The 23,080-nt window shown below is 73.9% G+C and carries 23 protein-coding genes and 1 pseudogene; 10 read left to right on the top strand and 14 right to left on the bottom strand.

The annotated features are described in order from the left end of the window. Positions 1–189: 189 nt before the first annotated feature. Positions 190–1,668 carry an MFS transporter gene (locus tag ABZY91_RS12930; protein ID WP_355402025.1) on the bottom strand — a complete coding sequence of 493 codons (1,479 nt, stop codon included), beginning with the start codon at positions 1,666–1,668 and terminating at the stop codon, positions 190–192. A gap of 138 nt (positions 1,669–1,806) precedes the next feature. Between ABZY91_RS12930 and ABZY91_RS12935 the strand changes: the two genes are divergently transcribed. Next, entirely contained in the window at positions 1,807–2,391 is a 585-nt protein-coding gene (locus ABZY91_RS12935) for a helix-turn-helix domain-containing protein (RefSeq protein ID WP_355402027.1), read from the top strand. Positions 2,392–2,461: 70 nt separating this feature from the next. Here the strand turns inward: ABZY91_RS12935 and ABZY91_RS12940 are convergent, their stop codons facing one another. Then, positions 2,462–3,397: a TIGR01777 family oxidoreductase gene (locus ABZY91_RS12940; RefSeq protein WP_329876719.1), complete on the bottom strand. Its 936-nt coding sequence runs from the start codon at positions 3,395–3,397 to the stop codon at positions 2,462–2,464. Between the two features lie 219 nt (positions 3,398–3,616). Here ABZY91_RS12940 and ABZY91_RS12945 point away from each other — a divergent pair, with 219 nt between their 5' ends. From ABZY91_RS12945 to ABZY91_RS12955, 3 genes are all read left to right on the top strand, one after another. Continuing rightward, the gene (locus ABZY91_RS12945) at positions 3,617–4,414 is read left to right on the top strand and encodes a DUF2785 domain-containing protein (protein ID WP_355402029.1); all 798 of its coding nucleotides are present in this window, start codon (positions 3,617–3,619) and stop codon (positions 4,412–4,414) included. Between the two features lie 262 nt (positions 4,415–4,676). Next, entirely contained in the window at positions 4,677–6,509 is a 1,833-nt protein-coding gene (gene asnB / locus ABZY91_RS12950; protein ID WP_329876715.1) for an asparagine synthase (glutamine-hydrolyzing), read from the top strand. A 318-nt stretch (positions 6,510–6,827) separates the two neighbouring features. Next, positions 6,828–7,508 carry a YoaK family protein gene (locus tag ABZY91_RS12955; RefSeq protein ID WP_355402031.1) on the top strand — a complete coding sequence of 227 codons (681 nt, stop codon included), beginning with the start codon at positions 6,828–6,830 and terminating at the stop codon, positions 7,506–7,508. Here the strand turns inward: ABZY91_RS12955 and ABZY91_RS12960 are convergent. The 4 genes from ABZY91_RS12960 to ABZY91_RS12975 all read right to left on the bottom strand — a co-directional run bounded on the left by ABZY91_RS12960 (position 7,468) and on the right by ABZY91_RS12975 (position 9,651). Next, positions 7,468–7,821, bottom strand: a complete 354-nt coding sequence (locus ABZY91_RS12960) for a hypothetical protein (protein WP_355402033.1) — start codon at positions 7,819–7,821, stop codon at positions 7,468–7,470. The genes ABZY91_RS12955 and ABZY91_RS12960 overlap by 41 nt on opposite strands. After that, positions 7,818–8,342, bottom strand: a complete 525-nt coding sequence (locus tag ABZY91_RS12965) for a GNAT family N-acetyltransferase (protein ID WP_355402035.1) — start codon at positions 8,340–8,342, stop codon at positions 7,818–7,820. The genes ABZY91_RS12960 and ABZY91_RS12965 overlap by 4 nt, the downstream gene beginning before the upstream one ends. An 8-nt stretch (positions 8,343–8,350) precedes the next feature. Then, a complete protein-coding gene (locus ABZY91_RS12970; protein ID WP_355402037.1) occupies positions 8,351–9,016 on the bottom strand; it encodes a hypothetical protein in 666 nt (221 codons plus the stop codon). A gap of 188 nt (positions 9,017–9,204) precedes the next feature. Next, positions 9,205–9,651 carry a hypothetical protein gene (locus ABZY91_RS12975; protein WP_355402039.1) on the bottom strand — a complete coding sequence of 149 codons (447 nt, stop codon included), beginning with the start codon at positions 9,649–9,651 and terminating at the stop codon, positions 9,205–9,207. A 463-nt stretch (positions 9,652–10,114) separates the two neighbouring features. Here ABZY91_RS12975 and ABZY91_RS12980 point away from each other — a divergent pair, with 463 nt between their 5' ends. From ABZY91_RS12980 to ABZY91_RS12990, 3 genes are read left to right on the top strand one after another with little or no spacing between them, the layout of a single operon-like run. Then, positions 10,115–10,639: a PadR family transcriptional regulator gene (locus ABZY91_RS12980; RefSeq protein WP_329948583.1), complete on the top strand. Its 525-nt coding sequence runs from the start codon at positions 10,115–10,117 to the stop codon at positions 10,637–10,639. Next, positions 10,636–11,346, top strand: coding sequence for an ABC transporter ATP-binding protein (locus ABZY91_RS12985; RefSeq protein WP_355402041.1), 711 nt, complete (start codon positions 10,636–10,638; stop codon positions 11,344–11,346). Before ABZY91_RS12980 ends, ABZY91_RS12985 begins: the two co-directional genes overlap by 4 nt. Continuing rightward, the gene (locus ABZY91_RS12990) at positions 11,343–13,574 is read left to right on the top strand and encodes an FtsX-like permease family protein (protein ID WP_355402043.1); all 2,232 of its coding nucleotides are present in this window, start codon (positions 11,343–11,345) and stop codon (positions 13,572–13,574) included. Before ABZY91_RS12985 ends, ABZY91_RS12990 begins: the two co-directional genes overlap by 4 nt. 75 nt (positions 13,575–13,649) lie before the next feature. Here ABZY91_RS12990 and ABZY91_RS12995 read toward each other — a convergent pair whose 3' ends face one another. Both ABZY91_RS12995 and ABZY91_RS13000 read right to left on the bottom strand, forming a co-directional pair. Continuing rightward, positions 13,650–14,105: an NUDIX domain-containing protein gene (locus tag ABZY91_RS12995; protein ID WP_355402045.1), complete on the bottom strand. Its 456-nt coding sequence runs from the start codon at positions 14,103–14,105 to the stop codon at positions 13,650–13,652. A 47-nt stretch (positions 14,106–14,152) separates the two neighbouring features. Beyond that, positions 14,153–15,658, bottom strand: coding sequence for an SDR family NAD(P)-dependent oxidoreductase (locus ABZY91_RS13000; protein ID WP_355402047.1), 1,506 nt, complete (start codon positions 15,656–15,658; stop codon positions 14,153–14,155). 302 nt (positions 15,659–15,960) lie between these two features. On the opposite strand from ABZY91_RS13000, the gene ABZY91_RS13005 reads away from it, so the two are divergent. Together ABZY91_RS13005 and ABZY91_RS13010 are read left to right on the top strand one after the other, a co-directional pair. Further along, entirely contained in the window at positions 15,961–17,400 is a 1,440-nt protein-coding gene (locus tag ABZY91_RS13005) for a GuaB1 family IMP dehydrogenase-related protein (protein ID WP_355402049.1), read from the top strand. A gap of 122 nt (positions 17,401–17,522) precedes the next feature. Next, a pseudogene (locus ABZY91_RS13010) lies at positions 17,523–17,624 on the top strand (IS5/IS1182 family transposase); the annotation flags it as partial. Between the two features lie 70 nt (positions 17,625–17,694). Here the strand turns inward: ABZY91_RS13010 and ABZY91_RS13015 are convergent. Next, complete coding sequence (locus tag ABZY91_RS13015; protein WP_355402051.1) at positions 17,695–18,126, bottom strand: VOC family protein; 432 nt, start codon at positions 18,124–18,126, stop codon at positions 17,695–17,697. 698 nt (positions 18,127–18,824) lie between these two features. Here ABZY91_RS13015 and ABZY91_RS13020 point away from each other — a divergent pair. Beyond that, positions 18,825–19,427, top strand: coding sequence for a hypothetical protein (locus tag ABZY91_RS13020; protein ID WP_355402053.1), 603 nt, complete (start codon positions 18,825–18,827; stop codon positions 19,425–19,427). A gap of 117 nt (positions 19,428–19,544) precedes the next feature. On the opposite strand, the gene ABZY91_RS13025 is transcribed toward ABZY91_RS13020, so the two are convergent. The 5 genes from ABZY91_RS13025 to ABZY91_RS13045 form a co-directional block, all read right to left on the bottom strand. Beyond that, complete coding sequence (locus ABZY91_RS13025) at positions 19,545–20,135, bottom strand: class IV adenylate cyclase (protein WP_355402055.1); 591 nt, start codon at positions 20,133–20,135, stop codon at positions 19,545–19,547. Further along, positions 20,132–20,809: an SAM-dependent methyltransferase gene (locus ABZY91_RS13030; protein ID WP_355402057.1), complete on the bottom strand. Its 678-nt coding sequence runs from the start codon at positions 20,807–20,809 to the stop codon at positions 20,132–20,134. The genes ABZY91_RS13025 and ABZY91_RS13030 overlap by 4 nt, the downstream gene beginning before the upstream one ends. Beyond that, the gene (locus tag ABZY91_RS13035; RefSeq protein WP_355402059.1) at positions 20,727–21,368 is read right to left on the bottom strand and encodes a hypothetical protein; all 642 of its coding nucleotides are present in this window, start codon (positions 21,366–21,368) and stop codon (positions 20,727–20,729) included. The genes ABZY91_RS13030 and ABZY91_RS13035 overlap by 83 nt, the downstream gene beginning before the upstream one ends. Next, positions 21,361–22,263, bottom strand: a complete 903-nt coding sequence (locus tag ABZY91_RS13040) for a radical SAM protein (RefSeq protein ID WP_355402061.1) — start codon at positions 22,261–22,263, stop codon at positions 21,361–21,363. The genes ABZY91_RS13035 and ABZY91_RS13040 overlap by 8 nt, the downstream gene beginning before the upstream one ends. Before the next feature lie 107 nt (positions 22,264–22,370). After that, the gene (locus ABZY91_RS13045) at positions 22,371–23,063 is read right to left on the bottom strand and encodes a haloacid dehalogenase-like hydrolase (protein ID WP_329878196.1); all 693 of its coding nucleotides are present in this window, start codon (positions 23,061–23,063) and stop codon (positions 22,371–22,373) included. Positions 23,064–23,080: the final 17 nt, after the last annotated feature.

Raw genomic sequence — 23,080 nt, forward strand, 5'->3', positions numbered from 1 at the left:
GCCCGCCACCCGCCCGCCACCCGCTCACCGATGGCCTACCGGCGGCCCACCACCCGCTCACCGCCCACCCGTCACTCGCTTACCGGCCGGTTACCGGCGGCTTGCCGCGCGCTTGCCACCCGCTTGCCACGGGCCCGCCCCGCCGCGGTCGGGTTCCCCGCCTCGCTCCGTCCTACTCCGTGCTCCGTCCTACTCCGTCCGGATCCGGCGTCCGCGGCGGGCGGCGCGCGGCGTGGCGGCGAGCGCCGGCGCGAGCGCGAGTCCGAGCGCGGCCAGCAGCAGGCCCGCCGCGACCGCGAAGGTCACGCGCATGCCGGTGGCGACCGGGCCGGGGGCCGCGGTCGCGACGTCGGAGGTGGCCGAGGCGAGGGTGAACACGGCGCCCATCAGGGAGGCGCCGGTGACCAGGCCGAGGTTGCGGGACAGGTTGAGCAGGCCGGAGACGACGCCCCGGCGGTCGGCGGGGACGTCCGCCATGACGCCCGTGTTGTTGGCGGTCTGGAAGAGCGAGTAGCCGGCCGTGACGACGGCGACCGGCACGAGGTAGCCCGCCACGCCGAGCGAGTCCGGCAGCAGGGCGACGGCGAGCGCGCCGGCCGACGCGGCCGCCAGGCCGGCCGCCGTGGTGCGCGGCGCGCCGAACCGGTCGGTGATCCGCCCGGCCGGGATCCCGGTCAGGGCGGCGACCAGCGGGCCGGCCGACAGGGCGAGCCCGACCAGGGCCGCGTCCAGCCGGAGCGTCCGGGCGAGGTAGAAGGGGCCGACCACCAGCGTCGCCATCATCACCGTGGAGACGAGGGCACTCATCGCCAGGCTCGCGCTCAGCCGCCGGTCGCGCAGGACGCCCGGGCGGACCAGCGGCGCCGCCGCCCTGGTCTGGGCGAGTCCGAAGAGCACGACGCCGACGGCCGCCGCCGCCAGCAGGGCCAGGTTGAGCACACCGAAGTGTCCGCGGCCGAGGGTCATGGCGAGTGCGTAGGCCCCGAGCGTCAGGGCGAGCAGCAGTGTGCCCAGGTGGTCGAAGCGGGCCCGGGTGGCGCCGGACGCCGTTCGGTCGGCCTGGTCGGCCGGCAGGTGGCGACGGGCGAGCAGCAGGGCCGTCACCCCCAGCGGCACGTTGACCAGGAACACCGCCCGCCAGCCGGGACCGGCGAGCAGCACGCCGCCCAGCGTGGGGCCGAGCGCGGTGCCCACCGCGGACATCGTGCCCAGCAGCCCCATGGCGCGGCCGGTCCGCTCCTTCGGGACGATCCCCCCGACGAACGCCATGGTGAGCGCCATCATGACGGCCGCGCCGAGGCCCTGCGCCGCCCGGGCCGCGACCAGCAGCCCGAGGGTGGGGGCCAGACCGCACAGGACGGAGGCGGCGGTGAACAGCAGCAGGCCGCCCAGCAGCAGCCGCCGCCGTCCGACCAGGTCGCCGAGCCGGCCGACGGTGACGATCAGCGTGGTGACGGCCAGCAGGTAGGCGAGGACGACCCACTGCACGGCCTGGAACGAGGCGCCGAACGCCTGGGCCAGGGTCGGGAGGCCGACGTTGGCGATGCTGGTGCCGAGCGAGGACAGCAGCATGGAGAGCGAGAGGCCGGCGAGCGCCCACCGGACGGAGTCCGCCCGCGTCGCCCGTCCGGCCGTCGCCGGACTCTGTCCCGCGTCTGTGGTGGTCAACCCGAACTCCGTTCTCCGCGGCCCGGGGTGGGGCCGTCCCGTGGCCGCTGCGCGGCACACGTGGGGGAGCGTGCTCCGGGCGCGTCGGGGTGGCAAACTTTGTTGCCGGTTCCGGGACGACGGAGGTGGGAAGCGCGGATGGACGAACCAGAGGGCTACCGGGCGGTGCTCGACGAGGTGGCGCCCCGGCTCCGCCGGCTGCGGGAGAAACGGGGCATCACGCTCGCCGCCCTGTCGGAGACGACCGGCATCTCCAAGAGCACGCTGTCCCGGCTGGAGTCCGGCCAGCGGCGCCCGAGCCTGGAACTGCTGCTGCCGCTCGCCGGCGCCTACCGGGTGCCGTTGGACGAACTGGTCGGCGCCCCGGAGGTGGGCGACCCCCGGGTCCGGCTGACGCCGCGTGCGCTGCCGAACGGCGGGACGGTCGTCCCGCTGACCCGCAGCCCGGGCCCGCTCCAGGCGTACAAGCTGGTGATCGTCGACCGTGGCACCGAGCCGGACCTGCGGACGCACGAGGGCTACGAGTGGCTGTACGTGCTGGACGGCCGGCTGCGGCTGCTGCTGGGGGAGCACGACGTGGTCCTCGGCCCCGGCGAGGCGGCCGAGTTCGACACCCGGGTCCCGCACTGGTTCACCAGCGCGGACGGGCGCCCGGTGGAACTGCTCAGCCTGTTCGGGCGGCAGGGCGAGCGGATGCACGTCCGGGCGAGGCCGAAGGCCTGACGGCGGACCGGTGGGCGGGCGGGCCGGATGTGCCCCCCCCGCCCGCCGACGGGGGCCGGCCCCGGCGGGATCAGCGGCGCATCCGCCGGACGAGGTCCCCGGCCGCCGCCGACCAGTGCGGGTGTTCGAAGCCGAACCCCGCGTCGAGGAGCCGCCCGGGCACCACCGCGCGGCTCTTGAGGAGCAGTTCGGTGTCCGAACGCAGGGCGAACGCGCCGACCTCGGCCATCCAGCGGGTGGCGGGCAGGCCGATCGGGACGCCCTTGGCCCGCCGGAGGGCCCGCATGAAGGCCCGCTGCGACAGCGGGGCGGGCGCCGCCAGGTTGACGGGGCCTTCGAGGTCGTCACGCTCGATCAGGAAGCGGACGGCGCGGACGAGGTCCCGGTCGTGGATCCAGGACATGTACTGGGTACCGCCGTCGATCGGCCCGCCGAAGCCGGTCCGGGCCAGCCTGACCAGCTGCTCGAAGGCGCCGCCGCGGTCGGGGCTCATGACCATGGCGCAGCGCAGCGCGACCCGCCGGGTCGCGGGCGTCGCGGCGTCGGTCTGCTCGCGCTCCCAGGCGCGGGCGATCTGCACGCTGCGGTCCCAGGACCGGGGGGCGCCCGGCTCGCCGCCACCGAGCGGGCCGGCCTCGTCGTGCGGGGCGCCGTAGGTGTGGGGGTAGATGGTGGCGGTGCTCATCTGGAGCCAGACCCGGGGTGGGCGCCGGGCGCCGGCGACGGCCCGGCCGACGGTCCGGGTGGAGTGCACCCGCGAGTCCATCATGTCGCGCTGGTTCTGCTCGGTGTAGCGGCAGTTGACGCTGCGCCCGGCGAGGTTGACGACGGCGTCGGCGCCGTCGATCACCTCGGTCCAGCGGCCCAGGGTGCGGCCGTCCCAGTAGATCTCCCGGTCACGCCGGGGCTGCCTGGTCAGGACGAGGACCTCATGGCCCTCGGCGGTCAGCGCCCGGTCCAGGATGCGTCCGACCTGCCCGGTTCCCCCGGGTATGACGATCTTCATCGAGTTCCCCCTCGGTGTGGTTCACGGCCAGCGTAGCGAGATATGTGAACGCGTTCAAAACGGCGTCCGCCGCACTCTGTGGCCGAGGGAAACCCGATGGTCCGCGAGCCCGCCGCGGTGATACGGATGGCGCGTACCCGACCCGCGCGGACCCGCACCCGGATTCGCGCCCGGGCCCGCGCCCGGGCCCGCACCGACCGAGAAGAGGGCCTGCCTCCGATGTCCGTCCCCACCGCCACCGACTGGTCGGAGGTCTGTGCCCGTGACTTCGCCGTCCCGGCCGGCCGCCCGCTGGACGCCCTCGTCGACGAACTCGCCGCGGCCCTGGCCGACCCCGACCCGCTGGTCCGGGACGGTGACCCGTACGCGGTCCTCGGCGCCTGGATCGAACGCGACGTGGTGGCCGGTGAGCTGCGGACCGCCCTCGGGCACCGGATGGCGGCGCGGTTCGGCGACCCGGCGATCGAGGCGCGGAGCTTCGCCGCCCTCGTCCTCGACATGATCGTCTCCCGGGGGGACCACGACCCGGCCTGGTTCGGGGCCTTCGCCCGCTGGTACCCGGCCGAGACCGACCTGCGCGGCCACCACCCCGAACTCGGCTGGCTGCACGCGGCCGCGCACGGAGCCGACCTGCTCGGCACGTTCGGCCGGCACCCCGCCGTCGCCCCCGGGCCGGTGCTCGACCTCGCCGCGGCCCGGCTGCTGGCCCGTACCGACCACCTGTTCGGCCAGCGCGAGGACGAGCGGACGGCGACCGGCGTCGCGCGCACCCTCACCAGGCCGGAGCTGACCGAGAAGGAGTGCGTCGACTGGGTCGAGCGGTCGGCCGCCGCCCTCGCGGACCACCGGCGGGGCCCGGCCCCGGCCTGGGTGTCCAACTGCGCGCGGACCCTGCGGGCGCTGCTCGTCCTCGCCCGGACCGGGGTGCGGGCGGCGGGCCCGGGCACGCCGCTGCTGCCGCTCGCCCACGGCCCCGCCGTCACGGACGCGCTGCTGCGGGCGCTGGGCCCGGTCTGAGGCCCGCTCCCCGGTCGCTCCCCGGTCGCTCCCCGGTTGCTCCTCCGGCCGGCCCGGCGGCCGGAGGAGCAACCGGGGCGTGCCTCCGGGCCGGGCGTCCGAATCGGCCGTCCGGACCGGGCATCCGAGCGTTGGCCGGAAATGTGTCCGATTTCGTGGAACTGCGGCTGCTCCCCGCCCGACTGGTGGACCGGACCTCGGCGCGGTCGCCCGTGCCCGTCCTGCCCGTCCGTTCGTCTGCCCGTCCAAGGAGTGCTCGCGCATGTGCGGAATCACCGGCTGGGTGTCCTTTCATCAGGACGTCCGCCACAGCGCCCCCGTCATCGAGGCGATGACCGCCACCATGGCCCTGCGCGGCCCCGACGCCGGCGGCGTCTGGCTCGGTCGTCACGCCGCTCTCGGTCACCGCCGCCTCGCCGTGATCGACATCCAGGGCGGTGCGCAGCCCATGGTCGACCGCCGGGACGAGCCGGGTGTCGTCCTCACCTACAGCGGCGAGGTCTACAACCACCACCAGCTGCGGGCCGAGCTGACCGCCAAGGGTCACCGCTTCGAGACCCGCAGCGACACCGAGGTGGTCCTCCGCGCCTACCAGGAGTGGGGCGACGCCCTGGTCGACCGGCTGGAGGGCATGTACGCCTTCGGCATCTGGGACGAGCGCAACCAGCGCCTGCTGCTCGTCCGCGACCGGCTCGGCGTCAAGCCGCTGTTCTGGGCCGAGGTCGACGGCGGTCTGGTCTTCGGCTCCGAGCCCAAGGCGCTCTTCGCCCACCCCGACGTCACGCCCACCGTGGACGCCGACGGCCTGCGGGAGGCGTACAGCCTGCTCTTCAACACCGGCCCCACGGTCTGGGCCGGCGTCCGCGAGGTCCACCCCGGCGGCCTGCTCGTCCTCGACCGCGGGGGCGTCCGCGAGCGCCGTTACTGGGAGCTGACCGCCCGTCCGCACACCGACGACCTCGACGTCACCCTGGAGCAGATCGGGTCGCTGGTCAACCGCGCCGCCCGGGCCCAGCTGGAGGCGGACGTCCCGCTCTGCAGCCTGCTCTCCGGCGGCCTCGACTCCACCATCGTCACCGCCCTGGTCGCCGACGAACTCCGGCTCCAGGAGGGCCCGCAGGCCAAGCTGCGCTCCTACGCCGTCGACTACAGCGACCAGGCCGAGGAATTCACCGGCGACGTGCTGCGCACCGGGCACGACACCCCGTTCGCGGCCGAGGCCGGAGCCTTCATAGGCAGCGACCACTCGACCGTCGTGCTCGACCCGCGCACCCTGCTCGACCTGGAGCACCGCCGGGCCGTCGTGATCTCCCGGGACTCGCCGATCGGCGTCGGCGACATGGACACCTCGCTGTACCTGCTGTTCGGCGAGATCCGCAAGCACTCCACGGTCGCCCTCTCCGGGGAGGCGGCGGACGAGGTGTTCGGCGGCTACCCGTGGTTCCACAACCCCAAGGCGCTCGCCGCGCAGACCTTCCCCTGGCTGCTCGTCACCGGCGACGAGGCGGCCATGCCGATCAACCCGGACCTCGCCGCGCACCTGCGCATCGGCGAGTTCCGCGACGACACCTACAGCGCCGCGCTCGCCGCCGTCCCGCACGTCGACGGCGAGACCCCGACCGAGCACCGCCAGCGCGAGATGCAGCACCTCTCGCTGACCCGCTGGCTGCGCCAGCTGCTGCACCGCAAGGACCGCCTCTCGATGGCCCAGAGCCTGGAGGTGCGGGTGCCCTACTGCGACCACCGCCTGGTCGAGTACGCCTTCAACACCCCCTGGGCGATGAAGAGCTACGACGGTCGGGAGAAGAGCCTGCTGCGCGCGACCGGGCAGGGCATCGCCCCGGACTCGGTGCTCTGGCGGCCGAAGAACCACTACCCGGCCACCCACCACGCCGACTACAACAGCGGCCTCCAGCGCCTCGCGCGCGAGGCGCTGGACGCGCCGCACGTGCGGGACATCGCCGACGAGACGGTCATCAAGAGCAGTCTGGACACCCCGGCGGACCAGCTGGAGTGGGGCCACCGGCTCCGCCTGGAGCGGGTCGTGGACCTGGCCCTCTGGCTCGACCACCACCGCCCGGCGCTCGCCGTCTGAGTGCCCGCCCGAGAGCCGAGCGCCCGCCCCCGCCGCACCCGGGGGCGGGCGCTCCTCGTTGCGCGCCCGGCCTGCACCCCCCGGCCTGCGCGCCCCGCGCGTCTCCGCCCCACGCAACCGTCCCACGCAACCGCCCCGGGTTCGGCAGGTCCTCTACAGGGATGTAGATTCAATTGCTCCGGCCGGGTCGGCCCGCTCCGGAGACCGGTCGGGCGTAGAACGGACGGGACCGCCGGAGGTCCCGGACCCCGGGAGCGCACACCGAGGCCGGGCCGGGGCCCACCGAAGGCGGGCCGGGTCGTTCCGAGGAGGACGCGGATGCCTGACGATCCCCGCCACGGCCCGCTGGTGGCGATGCTGCTGGTGCTCACCGTGGTCACCGGGCTGGTCGACGCGGTGAGCTACCTCGCCCTCGGCCACGTCTTCGTCGCCAACATGACCGGCAACGTGGTCTTCCTCGGCTTCGCACTGGTCGGTGCGCCCGGGCTCTCCGCCTCGGCCTCGCTCGCGGCCCTCGCCGCCTTCCTGGCCGGTGCGGTGTCGGGCGGCCGTCTCGCCGAACACCGGCCGGACCACCGCGGCCGGCTGCTGGTCACCGCCGTCACCGTGCAGGCGGTGCTGCTGGCCGGCTGCACCGTGGCGGCGGCCGTGTTCGGCCACACCCACGACCCGGTCCGCTACACCCTGATCGGCGTGCTGGGCTTCGCGATGGGCCTGCAGAACGCCGTCGTCCGGGCGCTGAAGGTCCCCGACCTGACCACCACCGTGCTGACCATGACGCTGACCGCCCTGGCCGCGGACCGCGCCGGAGCCCGCCGTCTGGCCTCCGCCGGCTGGATGTTCGCCGGAGCGCTCGCCGGGGCCGCCCTCGTCCTCGGGCCCGGCGTCCCGGCGGCGCTCGCGGCGGCCCTCGTCCTCATCCTCGCGGTCGCCGCCGCCACCCACCGGGCCGGCCGCCTCACCCCGCCGTGGACCCGGCCCGGGGGCGCCGCCCCCTGACGGGCGTTCCGCCTCCCGCCCCGCAGGCGCCCGCCTGCGCCGCCGCACGGTGGACGCCGCCCGCACCGCCCGCCCGGTCCGTTCGGTCCGCCCCGTCCGTTCGGTCCGCGCCGCCCGGGTCACCCGGGTCGCTGGTCCGGTGCGCCTCGATGCGGGAGCGCTCGGCCGCCGGCAGCGAGCCGACCACGTCCTCGACCGTGCGGTGGGACAGCTCCGCGAACGCGCGGACCCACTCCGCGAGTCCGGCGTCCAACTCGACCACCGGCCGCCGCCGACCGGCCGACCGCGGGCCGGTCGCGCGGGAGCCGGTCACCGCGGTGGCTCCGCCGCGTCCGGGACGGCCAGGAAGGCGTCCAGCTCCGCCCCGTACCAGCGGTCGGTGCGGCCCTGGGGCGTCATGCCGAGGCGTCGGCACACGGCGGCCGAGCGGTCGTTGCCGGGCCGGACGACGGCGTGGATCGCGCCGAGGCCGTCGGCGAAGCCCTTGGCCAGGGCGGCGCGGGCGGCCTCGGTGGCGTAGCCGTGGCCCCAGGAGTCGGGGTGGAGGTGCCAGCCGACCTCGACCTCGCCGTCACCGTCGGGCAGCGGGGCGAGCAGGACCGTGCCGACGACCAGGCCGGTGTCCCGCCGCTCCAGGGCCCACGCGCCGTAGCGGGGGTCGGTGGAGCGGGCCCGCAGCCGGTCGATCAGCGCGGGCGCCTCGTCGGGGGACTCCAGCGCCCGCGGGGTGGCGCCGAGCCAGCGCGCGACCTCCCAGCGGGAGTACAGGTCGAACGCGCGGTCGGTGTCGGCGCCGGTCCAGAGCCGGGCGGTCAGACGGTCGGTGACGAACACGGTGCTCCTCAGTCCTCCTGCGGCTGGTTGGCCCGGCCGCTCCAACGGGGTTCCCAACGGGCCCAGGACCGCTGCCAGTCGCGGTCGGCCCGCCGGGCGAGCGCGCGCAGCCGCAGGGCGAGCGCGACACCGATCAGCGTGGCCAGGGTGGTGGAGCCGGCCAGGCCGGTGCAGACGGCGGCGACGGTGAGGCCGATCCGGGTGTCCGGTGCCCTGGCGGGCTCGCCGGCGTCGTCCACCCAGAGGGTAACGGTGGGCCTGGTCAGGGTGGTGCGCGGCAGTTCGACGGTGCCGGTGTGCAGGCGGCCGTCCGGAGCCGCCCAGGCGGTCGAGACCTCCACCCGGTTCTCGTAGCCGCCGGCCCATCGGCTGTTCGCCGGCGGCTCCGGCACGGCCTTGCCGAGCACCGCGGCCTCGACCCGGTGCAGCCGGCCGCGTTCGGTCTGGGCGGTGCCTGCGGCGGTGCGGTAGCCGACCAGGGCGGCGGCGACGACACCGGCCACTCCGACGGCGAGGGCGAGCGCGGCGGCGAGCCAGGCCCGGCTGCGGGCCCGGTCGACGGGGCGGATGAGCGGTTCGCGGGGGTCCGCCGAGCGGCCGAGGGCCCGACGCAGCTGACGGCCCACCCGCCGGGGCGCCGACGCTGGCCGGGCCGGGCGGGGTGTGGTGGACACGATGCGTGCTCCTCACGGCTGTTGGCGCTGTTCGGCCCCCGTCGGAACCATTTTCCAGCTCCGGCCCCCGTGCACAAGAGCCGTGCGGCCCCACCCGGCCCGGGGGCCTGCCCGCTCGTCCGTCGCCCACGGGTGTCTCTCCGCCGCTGCCTCCGCTCCCCGCCCGCCCCGGCCCCGGGGTGGTCGGGTCACCTCCCCGTGAGCATCAGCATCCGTACCAGCGAGACCACCCCGACGGCGATCGGCACCGCGTACCACCACGGGCGCAGCAGACCCCACCGGACGAGGTACACGGTGCCCCAGTCGGTGAGCCAGGAGCCGATGTGGGCGCACATCGCGGGAACCCCGGCGGCCGTGACGCTCTCCTGGTCCCAGTGCCCGTCGGGCGGCCGGACGAGGAAGGACTTCAGCAGGAGCCAGGCCGTCAGCAGGTTGCCGGCGACGAGCAGGCCCCCGAGGAGCGCGAGGGCCGCCCGGTCCACCCCGTCCGCCCGGTCCACCCCGTCCGCCCGGTTCACCCCGTCCGCCCGGTCCACCCCGTCCGCCTGCTTCTCGCGCTCCCCGTCCGCGCCCGGCATGGCCGGCGGAACGCCCTCGCCGTGCCGTCCGGTTCCGTCCCGGCCCTCCGGTGCCATCCGCGCCACCCCCGTCCCCCCGGGAGGACGGTCCGCCGTCCCCGATCGGTTCTGGGCCTCCGTCAGGCCGCCCTGAATGCGGCCCTGAATGCGGCCCTGAACGCCGTCCCGAACGCCGCCCCGGGCCGCAGGACCGGAGCCCCGGCCCCGGTGTCGGCCCCGGCGTCGGCCGGGAGAGCGCGCAGGACCGGGACGTTCGGCCCTCGGCCGGGGCGGGGGTGAGGGGGCAGGCTGTCGGTGACCGCGTCCTCGTCGTGCCGGGACGCGGAGGTCCGGCCCGCTGTGGGGGCTCGCCGGGCCGCCGTGCGGAGCGGAGGGCGGTGTGGGGCCGCCCTCCGCTCACGTCTGCCGCCGAAGCCGACCTGCCGCCGGAGCCTCCGCCCCCGTCAGGCGTTCTCCCAGATCGGCGCCGTATTCTCCCCAGCTATACACTCGGAGTATACGTCGGGTGTATGGTCACCCCATGAGTGTTCCTTTGACCCTTCTCGGGCTGCTGGAGCGGGAACCGAGCCACGGCTACGACCTCAAGCGCGACTACGACGCCTTCTTCGGGCGCGGCAAGCCCCTGCCGTACGGTCAGGTCTATGCCACGCTCGGCCGGTTGGCGCGGGACGGCAAGGTCGTGGCCGGCGAGGCCGAGCCCGGCGACGGCCCCGAGCGCAAGCGCTACGTCATCACCGACGCGGGGGTGACCGAGTTCGAGCACTGGCTCACCGAGCCGGTCGCCCCCGAACCCACCCTGCAGTCGGTGCTGTTCACCAAGGTCGTCCTCGCCCTGATGCTCGGCCGCGACGCCGAGGAGTACCTCGACACCCAGCGCGCCGCCCACCTGCGCCGGATGCGCGAACTGACCGAACTGCGCCGGACCGGCCCGCTGATCGACGGCCTGCTCGCCGACCACGGCCTCTTCCACCTGGAGGCGGACCTCCGGTGGATCGACCTGACCACCGCCCGCCTGGACGCCCTCGCCGCGGAGGTACGCGCATGAGCCCGCTGATCGAAGCCCGTTCCGTCGAGCTGGCCTTCGGCGAGACCCCCGCCCTGCGCGGCGCCGACCTGTCGGTCGAGGCCGGCGAGGTGCTGGCCGTGATGGGCCCGAGCGGCTCCGGCAAGTCCACCCTGCTGCACTGCCTGGCCGGCATCCTGGTGCCCGACGCGGGCGAGGTGCACTTCGACGGGCAGCGCATGGACACCATGAACGAGGCCCGGCGCAGCGCCTTACGGCGGGACCGCTTCGGCTTCGTCTTCCAGTTCGGCCAGCTCGTCCCCGAACTGACCGCCGAGGAGAACGTCGCCCTGCCGCTGTTGCTCAACGGCGTCCGCCGGGCCGCCGCGCTCGCGGAGGCCCGTCCGTGGTTCGCCCGGCTCGGCCTGGACGGCATGGAGCGCCGCCGGTCCGGCGAGCTGTCGGGTGGTCAGGCCCAGCGGGTCGCCCTCGCCCGCGGCCTGGTGACCCGTCCGCAGGTGCTCTTCGCCGACGAGCCGACCGGCGCGCTGGACTCGCTCACCGGTGAGCAGGTGATGGAGCTGATGGTCGACGCCGCCCGCTCGCAGGGCACCACCGTGGTCCTGGTCACCCATGAGGCCCGGGTCGCCGCCTACGCCGACCGCGAGGCGGTCGTCCGCGACGGCCGGGCCAGGACCCTCTCCTCCGGCCCGGTGCCGGGCGTCGCCGCAGGGCGGGTCGCCTCGTGATCGCCTTCGCCCTCCGGCTCGCCGTCGGCGGCGGCCGCGCCGCCGCCGTCCGACTGCTGACGATCACCGCCGCGGTGGCGATCGGCGTCGGACTGCTCCTCTCGACGCTGGCGAGCATCAACGCCGTCGAGAAGTCCAACGACCGCGCGCTCTGGCTCAACTCCGCGGCCGCGAGCCGGAACGAGACGGCGCCCGTCGACCCGCTCCGGTGGCGCCACAGCGCCGAGTACTACGACGGCGAGGAACTCCTCCGCGTCGAGGTCGCCGCCACCGGCCCGACCTCGCCCGTCCCGCCGGGGGTTCCCGCGCTCCCGAAGGCCGGCGAGTACTACGCCTCGCCGGCCCTGGCGAAGCGGATCCGCGAGACCCCGGCCGTGCAGCTGGGCGACCGCTTCCCGGGCCGGCTCGCCGGGGAGATCGGCGCCGAGGCCCTGCCGTCCCCGGACTCGCTGCTCGTCCTGGTCGGCCGGAGCCCCGAGGAGCTCGCCGCCCGGCCGGGCGCCCGGCAGTTCACCACCATCGCCACCGCCCTGCCGGCCGGCTGCGACGGCAACGAATGCCCGGGCGCGGGCGTGCGCGGCGACGCCATGACGCTCATCCTCTCCGTCGTCGCGGGGGCGCTGCTCTTCCCCGTGCTGGTCTTCATCGGCACCGCGACCCGGCTCTCCGCGGCGACCCGGGAGCAGCGCTACGCCGCGATGCGCCTGGTCGGCGCGACCCCGCGCCAGATCACCGTGATCTCGACCGTCGAGTCCGCCGTCGCCGCGGCCGCCGGAACGGTGCTCGGCTTCGCCACCTACCTGCTGCTGCGCCCGCTGGTGGCGACCGTCCCGTTCACCGGTCGGCGCTTCTTCCTCGACGACCTCTCGCTCACGCCCGTCCAGGTGATGGCCGTCCTGCTGGGCGTCCCACTGGTCGCGGCCGCCGCCGCCCGGCTGGCGCTGCGCCGGGTCACCGTCTCCCCGCTCGGCGTCTCCCGCCGGGTCACCCCGAAGCCGCCGACGGCCTGGCGGGTCGTGCCGCTGGTCGCGGGACTCGCCGAACTCGGCTGGTTCGTCGGCCGCCGCCCGCAGTCGACCGACGGGCAGACCGCCGCCTACCTGACCGGCTTCCTGGTGATCATGCTCGGACTGGTGATCGCCGGACCCTGGCTGACCATGGCCGCCGCCCGGCTGGTCGCCGTCCGGACGAGCCGCCCGGCCACCCTGATCGCCGTGCGGCGGCTCGCGGACGATCCGAGGGCCGGGTTCCGCTCGGTCGCCGGCCTGGTGCTGGCCCTCTTCGTGACCACGGCGACCGTCGCCATCATCGGCACCATCGACGCCAACCGCGGTGCGCTCAGCGGGGACCCGGGGACCCGGGTCGCGGTGGAGCACGGCGTGCTGGACGACGGGCCGCCGATGACCGCCGCCGTCCCGGACCGGGTGCTGGCCGAACTGCGCGCCGTCCCGGGCTTCAAGGGGCTCGTCGTGGCGCACGCCAACCCCGACGGCGTGGGCCGGGACCCGGAGGACCCGCGCGGCCGGGAGCCCGTCCTGACCCTCTGTTCGGAACTCGCCACCACCCCGGTGGTGGGCCACTGCGCGGCCGGCGCGGGTGTGGCCGCCGTCCCGCACCACGGCCTCCTCGACCTGCGGTCCCGGACGGAAACGCAGTGGCCGACCGTGCCGCTCTCCGTGGAGGAGGTCGCGAAACTGCCCGTCAACGCGCTCTACGTGACGACCGACGGCTCGAAGGCGGCCATGGAGCAGGTCCGCACCCTGCTGTCCCGGGCCTTCCCGGACCAGGTCGCGCGGATGGTCGACGACTGGGGCTCCAGCCAGCAGCAGCAACTGGCCGGCTGGCGCCAGCTCGCGGACGTGGTGCTGCTCACCACCCTGCCGATCGCCGGGTGCAGCCTGGCGGTCAGCGTGGTGGCGGGGCTCTCCGACCGGCGCCGGCCGTTCGCGATGCTCCGGCTCACCGGTGCGCCGCTGGGGCTGTTGCGGCGGGTGGTCGGTCTGGAGAGCGCGCTGCCGCTGCTGGTGGTCGCCGCGGTCTCCACGGGGACGGGCTTCGGCGCGGCGGCGATGTTCCTCAAGTCGCAGATGGGGTACGACCTGGTCTCCCCGGGAGCGGTGTACTTCGTCCTCGTCGTGCTGGGGCTCGCGGCCTCGCTCGGGATCATCGCCTCGACGCTGCCCCTGCTGAAGCGGATCACCGGCCCGGAGGCGGCCCGCAACGGCTGACCGCCCCGGACCGCGGCGCCCGCACCAGGGTCCTTCGCGCCCGTACCCCGTCCCCGTCCCCGTCCCCGTGTCAGGTCACCGGCCGGGGACGGGGTACGCGTGCGTCCCGGCCCGCCGGACGTCGCCCAGCTCCGGGCGCCAGCTGCCGAGGACCAGCGCGGACGGGTAGAACATCGGGCCCGGCAGCGCGTCCAGCCGGAACCGCTCCCAGCCGCCGCAGGCGTGCGGCTCGGTGACCACGGCGTCGGCCAGGCTCGGCGGGGCGAGCACGGCCGCGGTCACCCGGGGGCGGCCCAGCTCGTGGTCGAGCAGGACGGCGAGCACCCGCATCTCCTCGGCGGGCAGCACGATCCCGGTCTCCTCGGCGAGTTCGCGCGCCGCGGTCTGCTCGAAGGACTCGCCGCCGTCGACCTTGCCGCCGGGCAGGCTCCAGGTGGGCGGCTCGCCGGCGGTGGTCCGCCGGCCGAGCAGCACCCGGCCGTCCCCGGTGGGCACGATCACCCCGGCCCCGAGCATCGGTGCGGTCGTCAACTGCTGTTCCTCCCCGTGGGCGCTGCCGGAGGGTGGGCCCGCGGGCGTCACCAGGCGGAGCGGTCGAAGTCCTTCAGGAAGACGCCGTACAGGTCCTCGCCCTGCTCGCCGCGCACGATCGGGTCGTAGACCCGGGCCGCGCCGTCGACCAGGTCGAGCGGGGCGTGGAAGCCCTCCTCGGCGAGCCGCATCTTGTCCGGGTGCGGGCGCTCGTCGGTGATCCAGCCGGTGTCGACGGCGGTCATCAGGATGCCGTCGTTCTGGAACATCTCCTGCGCGCTGGTGCGGGTGAGCATGTTCAGCGCGGCCTTGGCCATGTTGGTGTGCGGGTGGCCGGCGCCCTTGTAGCCGCGCTGGAACACGCCCTCCATCGCGGAGACGTTGACCACGTACTTGCGCCGCGACGGCGAGGCGGCCATCGCCGGGCGGAGCCGGCTGATCAGGATGAACGGCGCGGTGGAGTTGCAGAGCTGCACCTCCAGCAGCTCGACCGGGCCGACCTCGCTGACGGTCTGCACCCAGCTGTTGGTGTCCGCGAGGTCGGGGACCAGGCCGCCGGCGTCGATCGCCGTGCCCGCCCGGATCCGATCGGGCGTCGCCGAACCGGTGAGCAGGGCGAGCGAGGTGACGTCCTCGGCGGAGATCCGCTCGCCCCCGCCGCCGGCCTGGTGCGGCAGGGCCGGCAGGTCGACGCTGCCGCTGCCGAAGCGGCCGATCGTGGTGGACTGCGGCAGCATGCCGGCCGGCAGCGGAGCCGACTCGGCGGCGAGCAGCTCGCGGTAGGACTCCGGCGGGCGGCGGACCGTCTGCGCGGCGTTGTTGATCAGGATGTCGAGCGGGCCGTCGGCGGCGACCTCGTCGGCCAGCGCCATGACCTGGGCCGGGTCGCGCAGGTCGATGCCGACGACCTTGAGCCGGTGCAGCCAGTCGGCGCTGTCCGGCATCGCCGTGAACCGGCGGATGGCGTCGTTCGGGAAGCGCGTGGTGATCGTGGTGTGCGCGCCGTCGCGCAGCAGCATCAGCGCGATGTACATCCCGATCTTGGCCCGGCCGCCGGTGAGCAGCGCGCGCTTGCCGGTGAGGTCGGCGCGGGCGTCGCGGCGGGACCGGTTCTTGACGGCGCAGTCCTGGCAGAGGTTGTGGTAGAACGCGTCGACCTCGGTGTACCGCTGCTTGCAGATGTAGCAGGAGCGGGGGCGCTCCAGGATGCCGGCGATCTCGTTGGTGGTGACGGTGGTCAGGCCGAAGGCGCCGGCGGTCTCGTCGTCGATCCGGGTCGGTGCGCCGGTCGCGGTCTTCGCGGTGACCTCGCGGTCGTTGGCGGTCTTCCGGGCCCGGGTCTCCTGCCGGCGGCGCTGCTTGAGCGTGCGGAATATGCCGCCGACGGCCTGGCGGACGGTGATCGCGTCCGGGTGGTCGACGTGCATCCGGTCCAGTTCGGCGATGACGTCCAGGCAGAGCTTCAGCCGCTCCGGGTCGAGGCCGGGGCCGTAGTCGATCTCCTCGGCGGTCCCGGTGCCGTTGTCCTGCTCGATGCCCACGCCCGCCGTCATGCCTGTTGCCGCTTCCCTGGTTGCTGTTCGCCGTTGCTGTTCGCCACCGCCGTTACCGCGTGAATGCTACGGGAGCGGCCCCGGCCGGGGCGAAACCCGGGAACCTTGGAGGAACCTCCAAGCAGGGTCCCCGTTCGGTGATCATGGCTTGTGCGGTGCACCAGCAAACGGGGTCGAACTGGCTTTTGACCGCGGGGTGCCGGAGAATCGAACGTTGGGTGCAGGGGCGCCCGAGTGCGCCCTGCGGCTGTGCCGCACCCGCACCCGAGGTGTCATTTCTCCCAGCCAGAGAGCCCCGTTTCATGCGCTTCCTGAACGACCTCACGCCGTCGTACGACCTGACGTACGACGACGTCTTCATGGTCCCCAGCCGCTCCGCAGTGGGCTCCCGACAGGGTGTCGACCTCTCCTCGAACGACGGCACCGGCACGACCGTCCCGCTGGTGGTCGCCAACATGACCGCCATCGCCGGCCGCCGGATGGCCGAGACCGTCGCCCGCCGCGGCGGCCTGGTCGCCATCCCGCAGGACATCCCGACCGAGGTGATCGCCGACGTCATCGGCTGGGTCAAGCGCCGCCACCTGGTGCACGACACCGCCCTCACGCTCGGCCCCGGCGCCACCGTCGCCGAGGCCCTCTCGCTGCTGCCCAAGCGCGCCCACGGCGCGCTCGTGGTCGTCGAGGACGGCCGGCCGGTCGGCGTCGTCACCGACTCCGACTGCCAGGGCGTCGACCGCTTCACCTCGCTCGTCGACGTGATGTCCCGCGAGCTGCTCCTCCTGGACGAGGGCATCGACCCGCGTGCCGCCTTCGACAGGCTCAGCGAGGCCCACCGCAGGCTCGCCCCCGTCGTCGACGCGGAGGGCCGCCTGGTCGGCATCCTGACCCGCAAGAACGCGCTGCGCGCCACCCTCTACACCCCGGCCGTCGACGCCGCCGGAAACCTGCGGGTCGCCGCCACCGTCGGCATCAACGGCGATGTCGCGGGCAAGGCCAAGGCCCTCCTGGAGGCCGGCGCCGACACCCTGGTCGTCGACACCGCGCACGGCCACCAGGAGTCGATGATCAGCGCGCTGCGGGCCGTCCGCGGCCTGGACCCGCAGGTCCCGATCGTGGCCGGCAACGTCGTCTCGGCGGTCGGTGTCCGCGACCTCGTCGAGGCGGGCGCCGACATCCTGAAGGTCGGGGTCGGGCCGGGCGCGATGTGCACCACCCGGATGATGACCGGCGTGGGCCGTCCGCAGTTCTCCGCCGTCCTGGAGTGCGCCGCCGAGGCGCGCCGGCTCGGCAAGCACGTCTGGGCCGACGGCGGCGTCCGCCACCCGCGCGACGTCGCGATGGCGCTGGCCGCCGGCGCCTCCAACGTGATGATCGGCTCCTGGTTCGCCGGCACCTACGAGTCGCCGGGCGACCTCCAGGTCACCGCCGACGGCCGCCAGTACAAGGAGTCGTTCGGCATGGCCTCGAAGCGGGCCGTGAGCAACCGCACCTCCCAGGACTCCTCCTACGACCGGGCGCGCAAGGCCCTGTTCGAGGAGGGCATCTCGCACTCCCGGATGTTCCTGGACCCGGCCCGCCCGGGCGTCGAGGACCTCATCGACTCGATCGTGGCCGGCGTGCGCAGCTCCTGCACCTACGCGGGCGCGGCCTCCCTGGAGGAGTTCCACGAGAAGGCCGTCGTCGGCATCCAGAGCGCCGCCGGCTACGCCGAGGGCAAGCCGCTCCACTCCAGCTGGAGTTGACGGACAGTCACCTCATCGCGGTTCGGCGGCGGACGGGGGCCCGGGACGCTCCGTCCGCCGCCGGGACCCTTCACCGGCTCCTGCGGGTGCGGCGGCGTTCGGCGGCGCACCCACTCCCCGGACAGATCTGGAAGATCCTGCGCGACCGCCGCCCGAGAGGCGACGGTGCGCGCCACGCGATGCACGGCGTTGCCCGCCCGCACAACCTCGCTCTCACGGGATGACTCCCGCCGCATGCGGGACCTGACAGGTTCCCGGGAGAGGGCTCCCCACCTCGCAGTCTCGGAGGAGAAGTCAGGCGAGGCAGAACTCGTTGCCCTCGATGTCCTGCATCGTGATGCACGACTCGTTGACGCCATCGGCGCGCTGCGTCAGCACGTGCTTCGCGCCGAGCGCCATCAGCCGTGCGCACTCGGCCTCGAGCGCGGCCAGGCGCTCGTCACCCACGAGCCCGACGCCGGCCCGCACATCGAGATGCACCCGGTTCTTGACGACCTTGCCTTCGGGAACTCGCTGGAAGAGCAGGCGCGGAGCCACACCCGCGGGATCAGTGCACGCGAAGTAGATCGCATCCTCGGGCGGCAGCGAGCGGTAGCACTCCTCCCACGTGGCGAAGCCCTCCGGGACCGCCGGCAGGACGTACCCCAGCACCTCGCACCAGAAGGCGGCGAGACGCACAGGCTCCGCGCAGTCGAAGGCCACTTGGAACTGTTTGATCGTTGACATTGGCGCACAATAACAGGGGTTCTGCTCATCTCCGCAGGTCAAGGGGTCCGCAGGTGGTCAGGAGGAGGGCTGCTGCCCGCTGTCGTGTCGCGCGGTCGCAGGGGTGAACCGAGGTCACCGTCTCTCCAGAGGGAACCCGGCCAGCCACTCTCGTGCTGTCGAAGAGCAGTGACGGGACAACCTTCAGCCGTCAGCAGGCCCGCCACCGCCTGACCGGTCGGATCCGGCTGCCCGCCCGGGCCCCCGGCGACGGCGCCCGCCTCGGCGCCTACGGCCAACGCCACCTGCCCGGAAGGGCGTTGGGCGAGCCTGCACGGCGGCCCGGCACCGCTCCCGGTCGGGCCCGACCCTCCACCCCGCTGACGCGCCCACGCTGAGGCGCCGGGCGCCCTCGGGACCCTTGTCCCGACATCAGGGACCAACGGCCCGCAGACCCGCCCGGCACCCCCGGTGCAAGCTGTCGGCAGACGCCCGGGCCGGAGCTCCACAGCACCGCCCGGCCCACCGGCCGTGACCCGGCCGCCGCGTGCGCCACCCTGCACCGACGCACAGCAGCGCCACCGCACCGCGCCCCTTCGCACCCCGCCGCCCGCCCCGCACCCGGCGGCGGCACGCACGGACCACCGCCCCACCACGTCACCCCACCAGGGCACTTCGGCGCAGCCGCTCGGCGCGCCACCCCACCGAGGAGAGCCGGCATGGCCACCCAGCACACCCCTGCCCCCACGCCCCTGACGCCCCGCCGCACCGGCCGCCCGGAGGACGGTGCCACCAGCCGGGCCCCGTTCGCGACCGCCGCCACCCTCGCCACCGCCCGCATCGCCCTCGGCGCCGTCTTCCTCTGGGCCTTCCTCGACAAGACCTTCGGCCTCGGCTACGGCACCGCCGCGGGGCGTGCCTGGCTCGACGGCGCCTCCCCGACCGAGGGTTTCCTCGGCCACGTCGCCGCCGGCCCGCTGCGCGGCACCTTCCACGCCATGGCCGGTCAGACCTGGGTCGACTGGCTGTTCATGGCGAGCCTGCTCGGCCTCGGCCTCGCCCTCCTCGGCGGGATCGGGCTCCGGATCGCCGCCGTGGGCGGCACCGCCCTCCTCGCCCTGATGTGGGCCGCCGAGTGGCCGCCCGCCCGCCACCTCGCCGACGGCACCGCCAGCGGCTCCAGCAACCCGCTGATCGACTACCACCTCGTCTACGCCCTGCTCCTCGCCGTCCTCGCCGTCACCGGCGCCGGCACCACCTGGGGCCTCGGCCACCGCTGGACCGCCCTCCCCGCCGTCCGCACCCGCCCCTGGCTCCACTGACCCACCCCGGACCGCCCCCGCCCCCGCCCCCGCTCGATGACGGGGGCGGGGGCGCTGCGGTGGCCGGGTGGACACGAGCCGGAACGGCCGATCGACGAGGGGCAGCTCGCCCCCCGTTCAGGTCGCGGGAGTTCCGTGGCTACCGGATCCCTCCCGCTGACGGCCGTTGTCGAACAGGAGGGCGGGTTCGGCGAGGATGTCGCGGCCGGCCTCGCTCTTGTAGATCTCGTCGACGCTGCCGAACCGGGCCTCGGCATAGTCGAGTTCGAGCAGCGACGCAGCCTGGCGGACGGATGCCTCGTCGGGGCCCTCGATCTCCACGAAGGTGGCGAGGTCGGGCCAGGTGTCGAAGTCGAAGGCGACCTCACCCAGACGCCACTCCTCTCGATAGTTCTCCTGGTAGCGGACCTCCCGCAGACCGAGGCTGCGGAGGATCTCGGCCATGGACTGCAGATCGGCCACCTCGGTCTCGATCTCGGTGGTGCCGTCGATCGTGGTGGCGTCGGTGACCTGCTTGAGCGTCAACGTGGATCGGGTACCCTCGTCGCGCAGACGGACCCATGCACCGCCGTCGAGGGCATCGTTCTCGAAGATCTTCCTGGTGAGCAGGGTGCGGGGGAAAGCCTGGACGGCTCCCAGTACTGTCAGTCGCGCCTGGAGGTCGGCCACGTCGACAGCGAGGAACTTGGCCTCGTACTCGTGCTTCATGCGTCCTTCTTCCCGTGCGGGTGAGGGTGGTCCGACGTGCGGGCTGCGAGGAGCAGTCCCATCCGGTGGGTATGGTCCTGGAGCCGGCCGAGGTGGGCCCGCTCGGTGAACTCCGCAGTCCGCAGCGTCAGCAGAACGTTCCAGGCGCCCGTGAAGTGGCGGCTGAGCTTCTCGGGCGATGTGTAGTGGTCGACCAGATGGTGGCGCGCCTCCACCGGCATCATGAACTCCGCGCCGAACAGACCATCGGCGCGCACCAGGAACTGCATGCGGGCGACGAACTCGGCGAGCGGGCGGCGGTGGTTGACGCTGTAGTGCCAGGAGCAGCTGGTCCAAACCGCGTCGCAGAGCCTGTCGAGCGGCTCGGAGCCGAGGAAGTCCTGCTCCACGACCTGGACCCGGTCATACAGGTCTTCGAGCCTGAGACGGTCGATCAGCCCCGTCGCGTGGGCGTGTGCGGTGCCGGGCAGGTGCACTTCTCCGCCGTGAAGGGCGAGCGGGTCGCGTTCGACCGCGATGACGCGGTAGCCGGCGGCTGCCAGTGGAAGGACGAACTTGCCGTCGCTCGCGCCGATGACCGCGACGGTGGCGTCACGGGGTGCGTGCTCCTTCAGCGCGGCGAGGAACTGGGGGAAGAAGGTGAGGGTGTGCTCCCAAAGGCTCCGTGTCTGCACGGCAGTGGGATCCTTCCGCGTCGATGGCGAGGATGGACTGGACTACCTGCTCCGGTTCGAGGCCCGTGGTGTCCACCCGGCGCATCGGGAACTGCGCGTAGGCGGTGGTGATCCGCTCGACCACGTCCTCACCGAGGGCGTCCCACCGGGAGATCGGCTTGTGCCGCCCGGCGAGGCGGCGTTGGCGCTCGTCCTCCGTGCAGAACAGCTGGTAGGTGACAGGTTGGGGGAGATCCGGCGGCAGTATGACGCCGAGATTCGCGCCCAGGGCTCGATGGTTGGCCAGGCACCGGGCGAAGTAGCTCTCCACGACGACCGGGACGTCGGCGGCGAGGTGGTGCCGTATCTCGTCGACGGCGGTGAAGAGTGCGGAGAGGTAGAAGCTCATCCGGGCTTCGATGTTGTCCCGCATGTCGATCTCGCGCCGCAGTGGCTGGTAGAAGACCGGCACGGTGGGGACGAGAACGGCTTCGCGGGCTGCGGCGAGCATCGGTGCGACGGTCGATTTGCCAGTGCCGCGCAGCCCTTCGAGGCTCTCGAACAGCGGACGGTCAGACACGGGCGTACACCACGTCCGGAACGGCGAGGGTGAGTTCGTCGGTCGCGGAGGGCCGGTGGACGATGTGACCGGCGAGCTTGTCGTACCAGAAAGCATGCGAGTCCTTGCCGACGGCCTTGCAGGACATGGTGAGCGCACCGCGCGGGTCGGCCTCGATCCGCTCGATCTCTCGCGGTCCGTCGATGTGAGCGCAGATGTCCGGGGCACCGTCCTCGGACAGGTCCTCGTCAACGATCACCTCGATCGAGAGCTTCGCGCCCTTCAGCCGTTCGCGCAGGCGGGCGTACGCGGCGGGCTCGGTCACGAGCAGCTCGGGGTGGTCGGCCGCGTTGCCGACCGGGCGCATGCAGTGGAGCTTCAGTTGTCGGGCCCCGAAGTCCTGGAGGGTACGAGCCAGCGGGACCACCTCGTCGATGTTGCGGGCGGTCACCGTCATGGTGGCCCCGGTGGCGACACCGAGCTCCCGCGCCAGGTCGAGCGCGCTCAGCGCGCCCTGGTAGCTGCCGAACCTGCGGACGTGGTCGTTGGTCGCGCCGATGCCCTCCAACGACACCCTCAGCAGGTCGAGGTAGGGGGCGATCTCCGCGAGCCGGCGCTCGATGCGGTAGCCGTTGGTGCAAATCTGGACCTGCAGACCGAGTTCCTGTTTGGCATGGCGGACGACCTGCGGCAGGGCCTTGTAGATGAACGGCTCGCCACCGAGCAGGGTGACGGCCTCGGTGCCGTACCGGTCACGCATGAGGGTGAGGAGCTCGATGGCCTCCTCTGACGAGAACGCGTCCGCGCGTTTGAGCCGCTCGCCGTGGAAGCAGTGCAGGCACTCGAAGTTGCAGCGGTACAACAACTGCAGGTAGAGCATTCGGATCCGTTGGATCCCGGTCACTTCGCCGATCATACGAGTCTCCCTCGGCCGGTCGCTCGGCTGGTGACCTGATGGTGGCGAAGGGTTCCGGGATGGCGGCACCGCGTACCGGGACGGCTCGGAGACGTCTTGGGACGTTCTCAGTCGGACGCGAATGACCGCAAGAGTTTCAGAAGAGCCGGGGTGTCGGAGAGGTCCGGCAGCACGGTGCTCGCGCCCGCCGCAATCAGGTCGGCTTGGCTGTCGACACCCGTGGCCACGGCGATGACCCCGGCCTCGGAGGTGAGCGCCGCCTCGACATCACGAGGAGTGTCCCCCACCAGGACCACTGGTACGTCAACAGGCAGGCCGCGGTGTCGGCGAGCACGTTCTCGCGCGACGGCCACCAGCTCACGGCGCTGAACGGCATCGGCCCCGTAGGCTCCGACGGCCAGATCCAGCAGGTCGTCGAGGCCGAAGGCCGCGAGCTTCACCCGCGCGTTGGCCGCAATGTTGCCGGTCAGTACCGAAGAGACCCAGCCGGGCCGGTCGGCTGCCGCTTCGAGTGCTGCCCGGACGCCCGGGAGAGCCGTGCCGCGTCGGCGGAGGTCGTCGAACCGCTCGATCCCCGCCACTTCGAGGGCCGTCTGGACTGTCGGCCAGTCGGGCTCCGGTCGATCGTTGCGGCGGAACATCTCACGCATGATCAGGCGGTCGGTTCGGCCTTCGGTCCGGGCCGCATGGTTCGGTGGATACCCCGCCAGGGCGGCGAAGGCGGCCGCGTAGATCTCCTTGCTGACCCCCGCGTTCTCGATGAGCGTGTGGTCGATGTCCCAGAGGATGATCAGCGGCATGGCGCCAGCGTAGGCAC

The sequence above is a fragment of the Kitasatospora sp. NPDC002965 genome (assembly GCF_040611255.1).
Taxonomy (GTDB): Bacteria; Actinomycetota; Actinomycetes; order Streptomycetales; family Streptomycetaceae; genus Kitasatospora.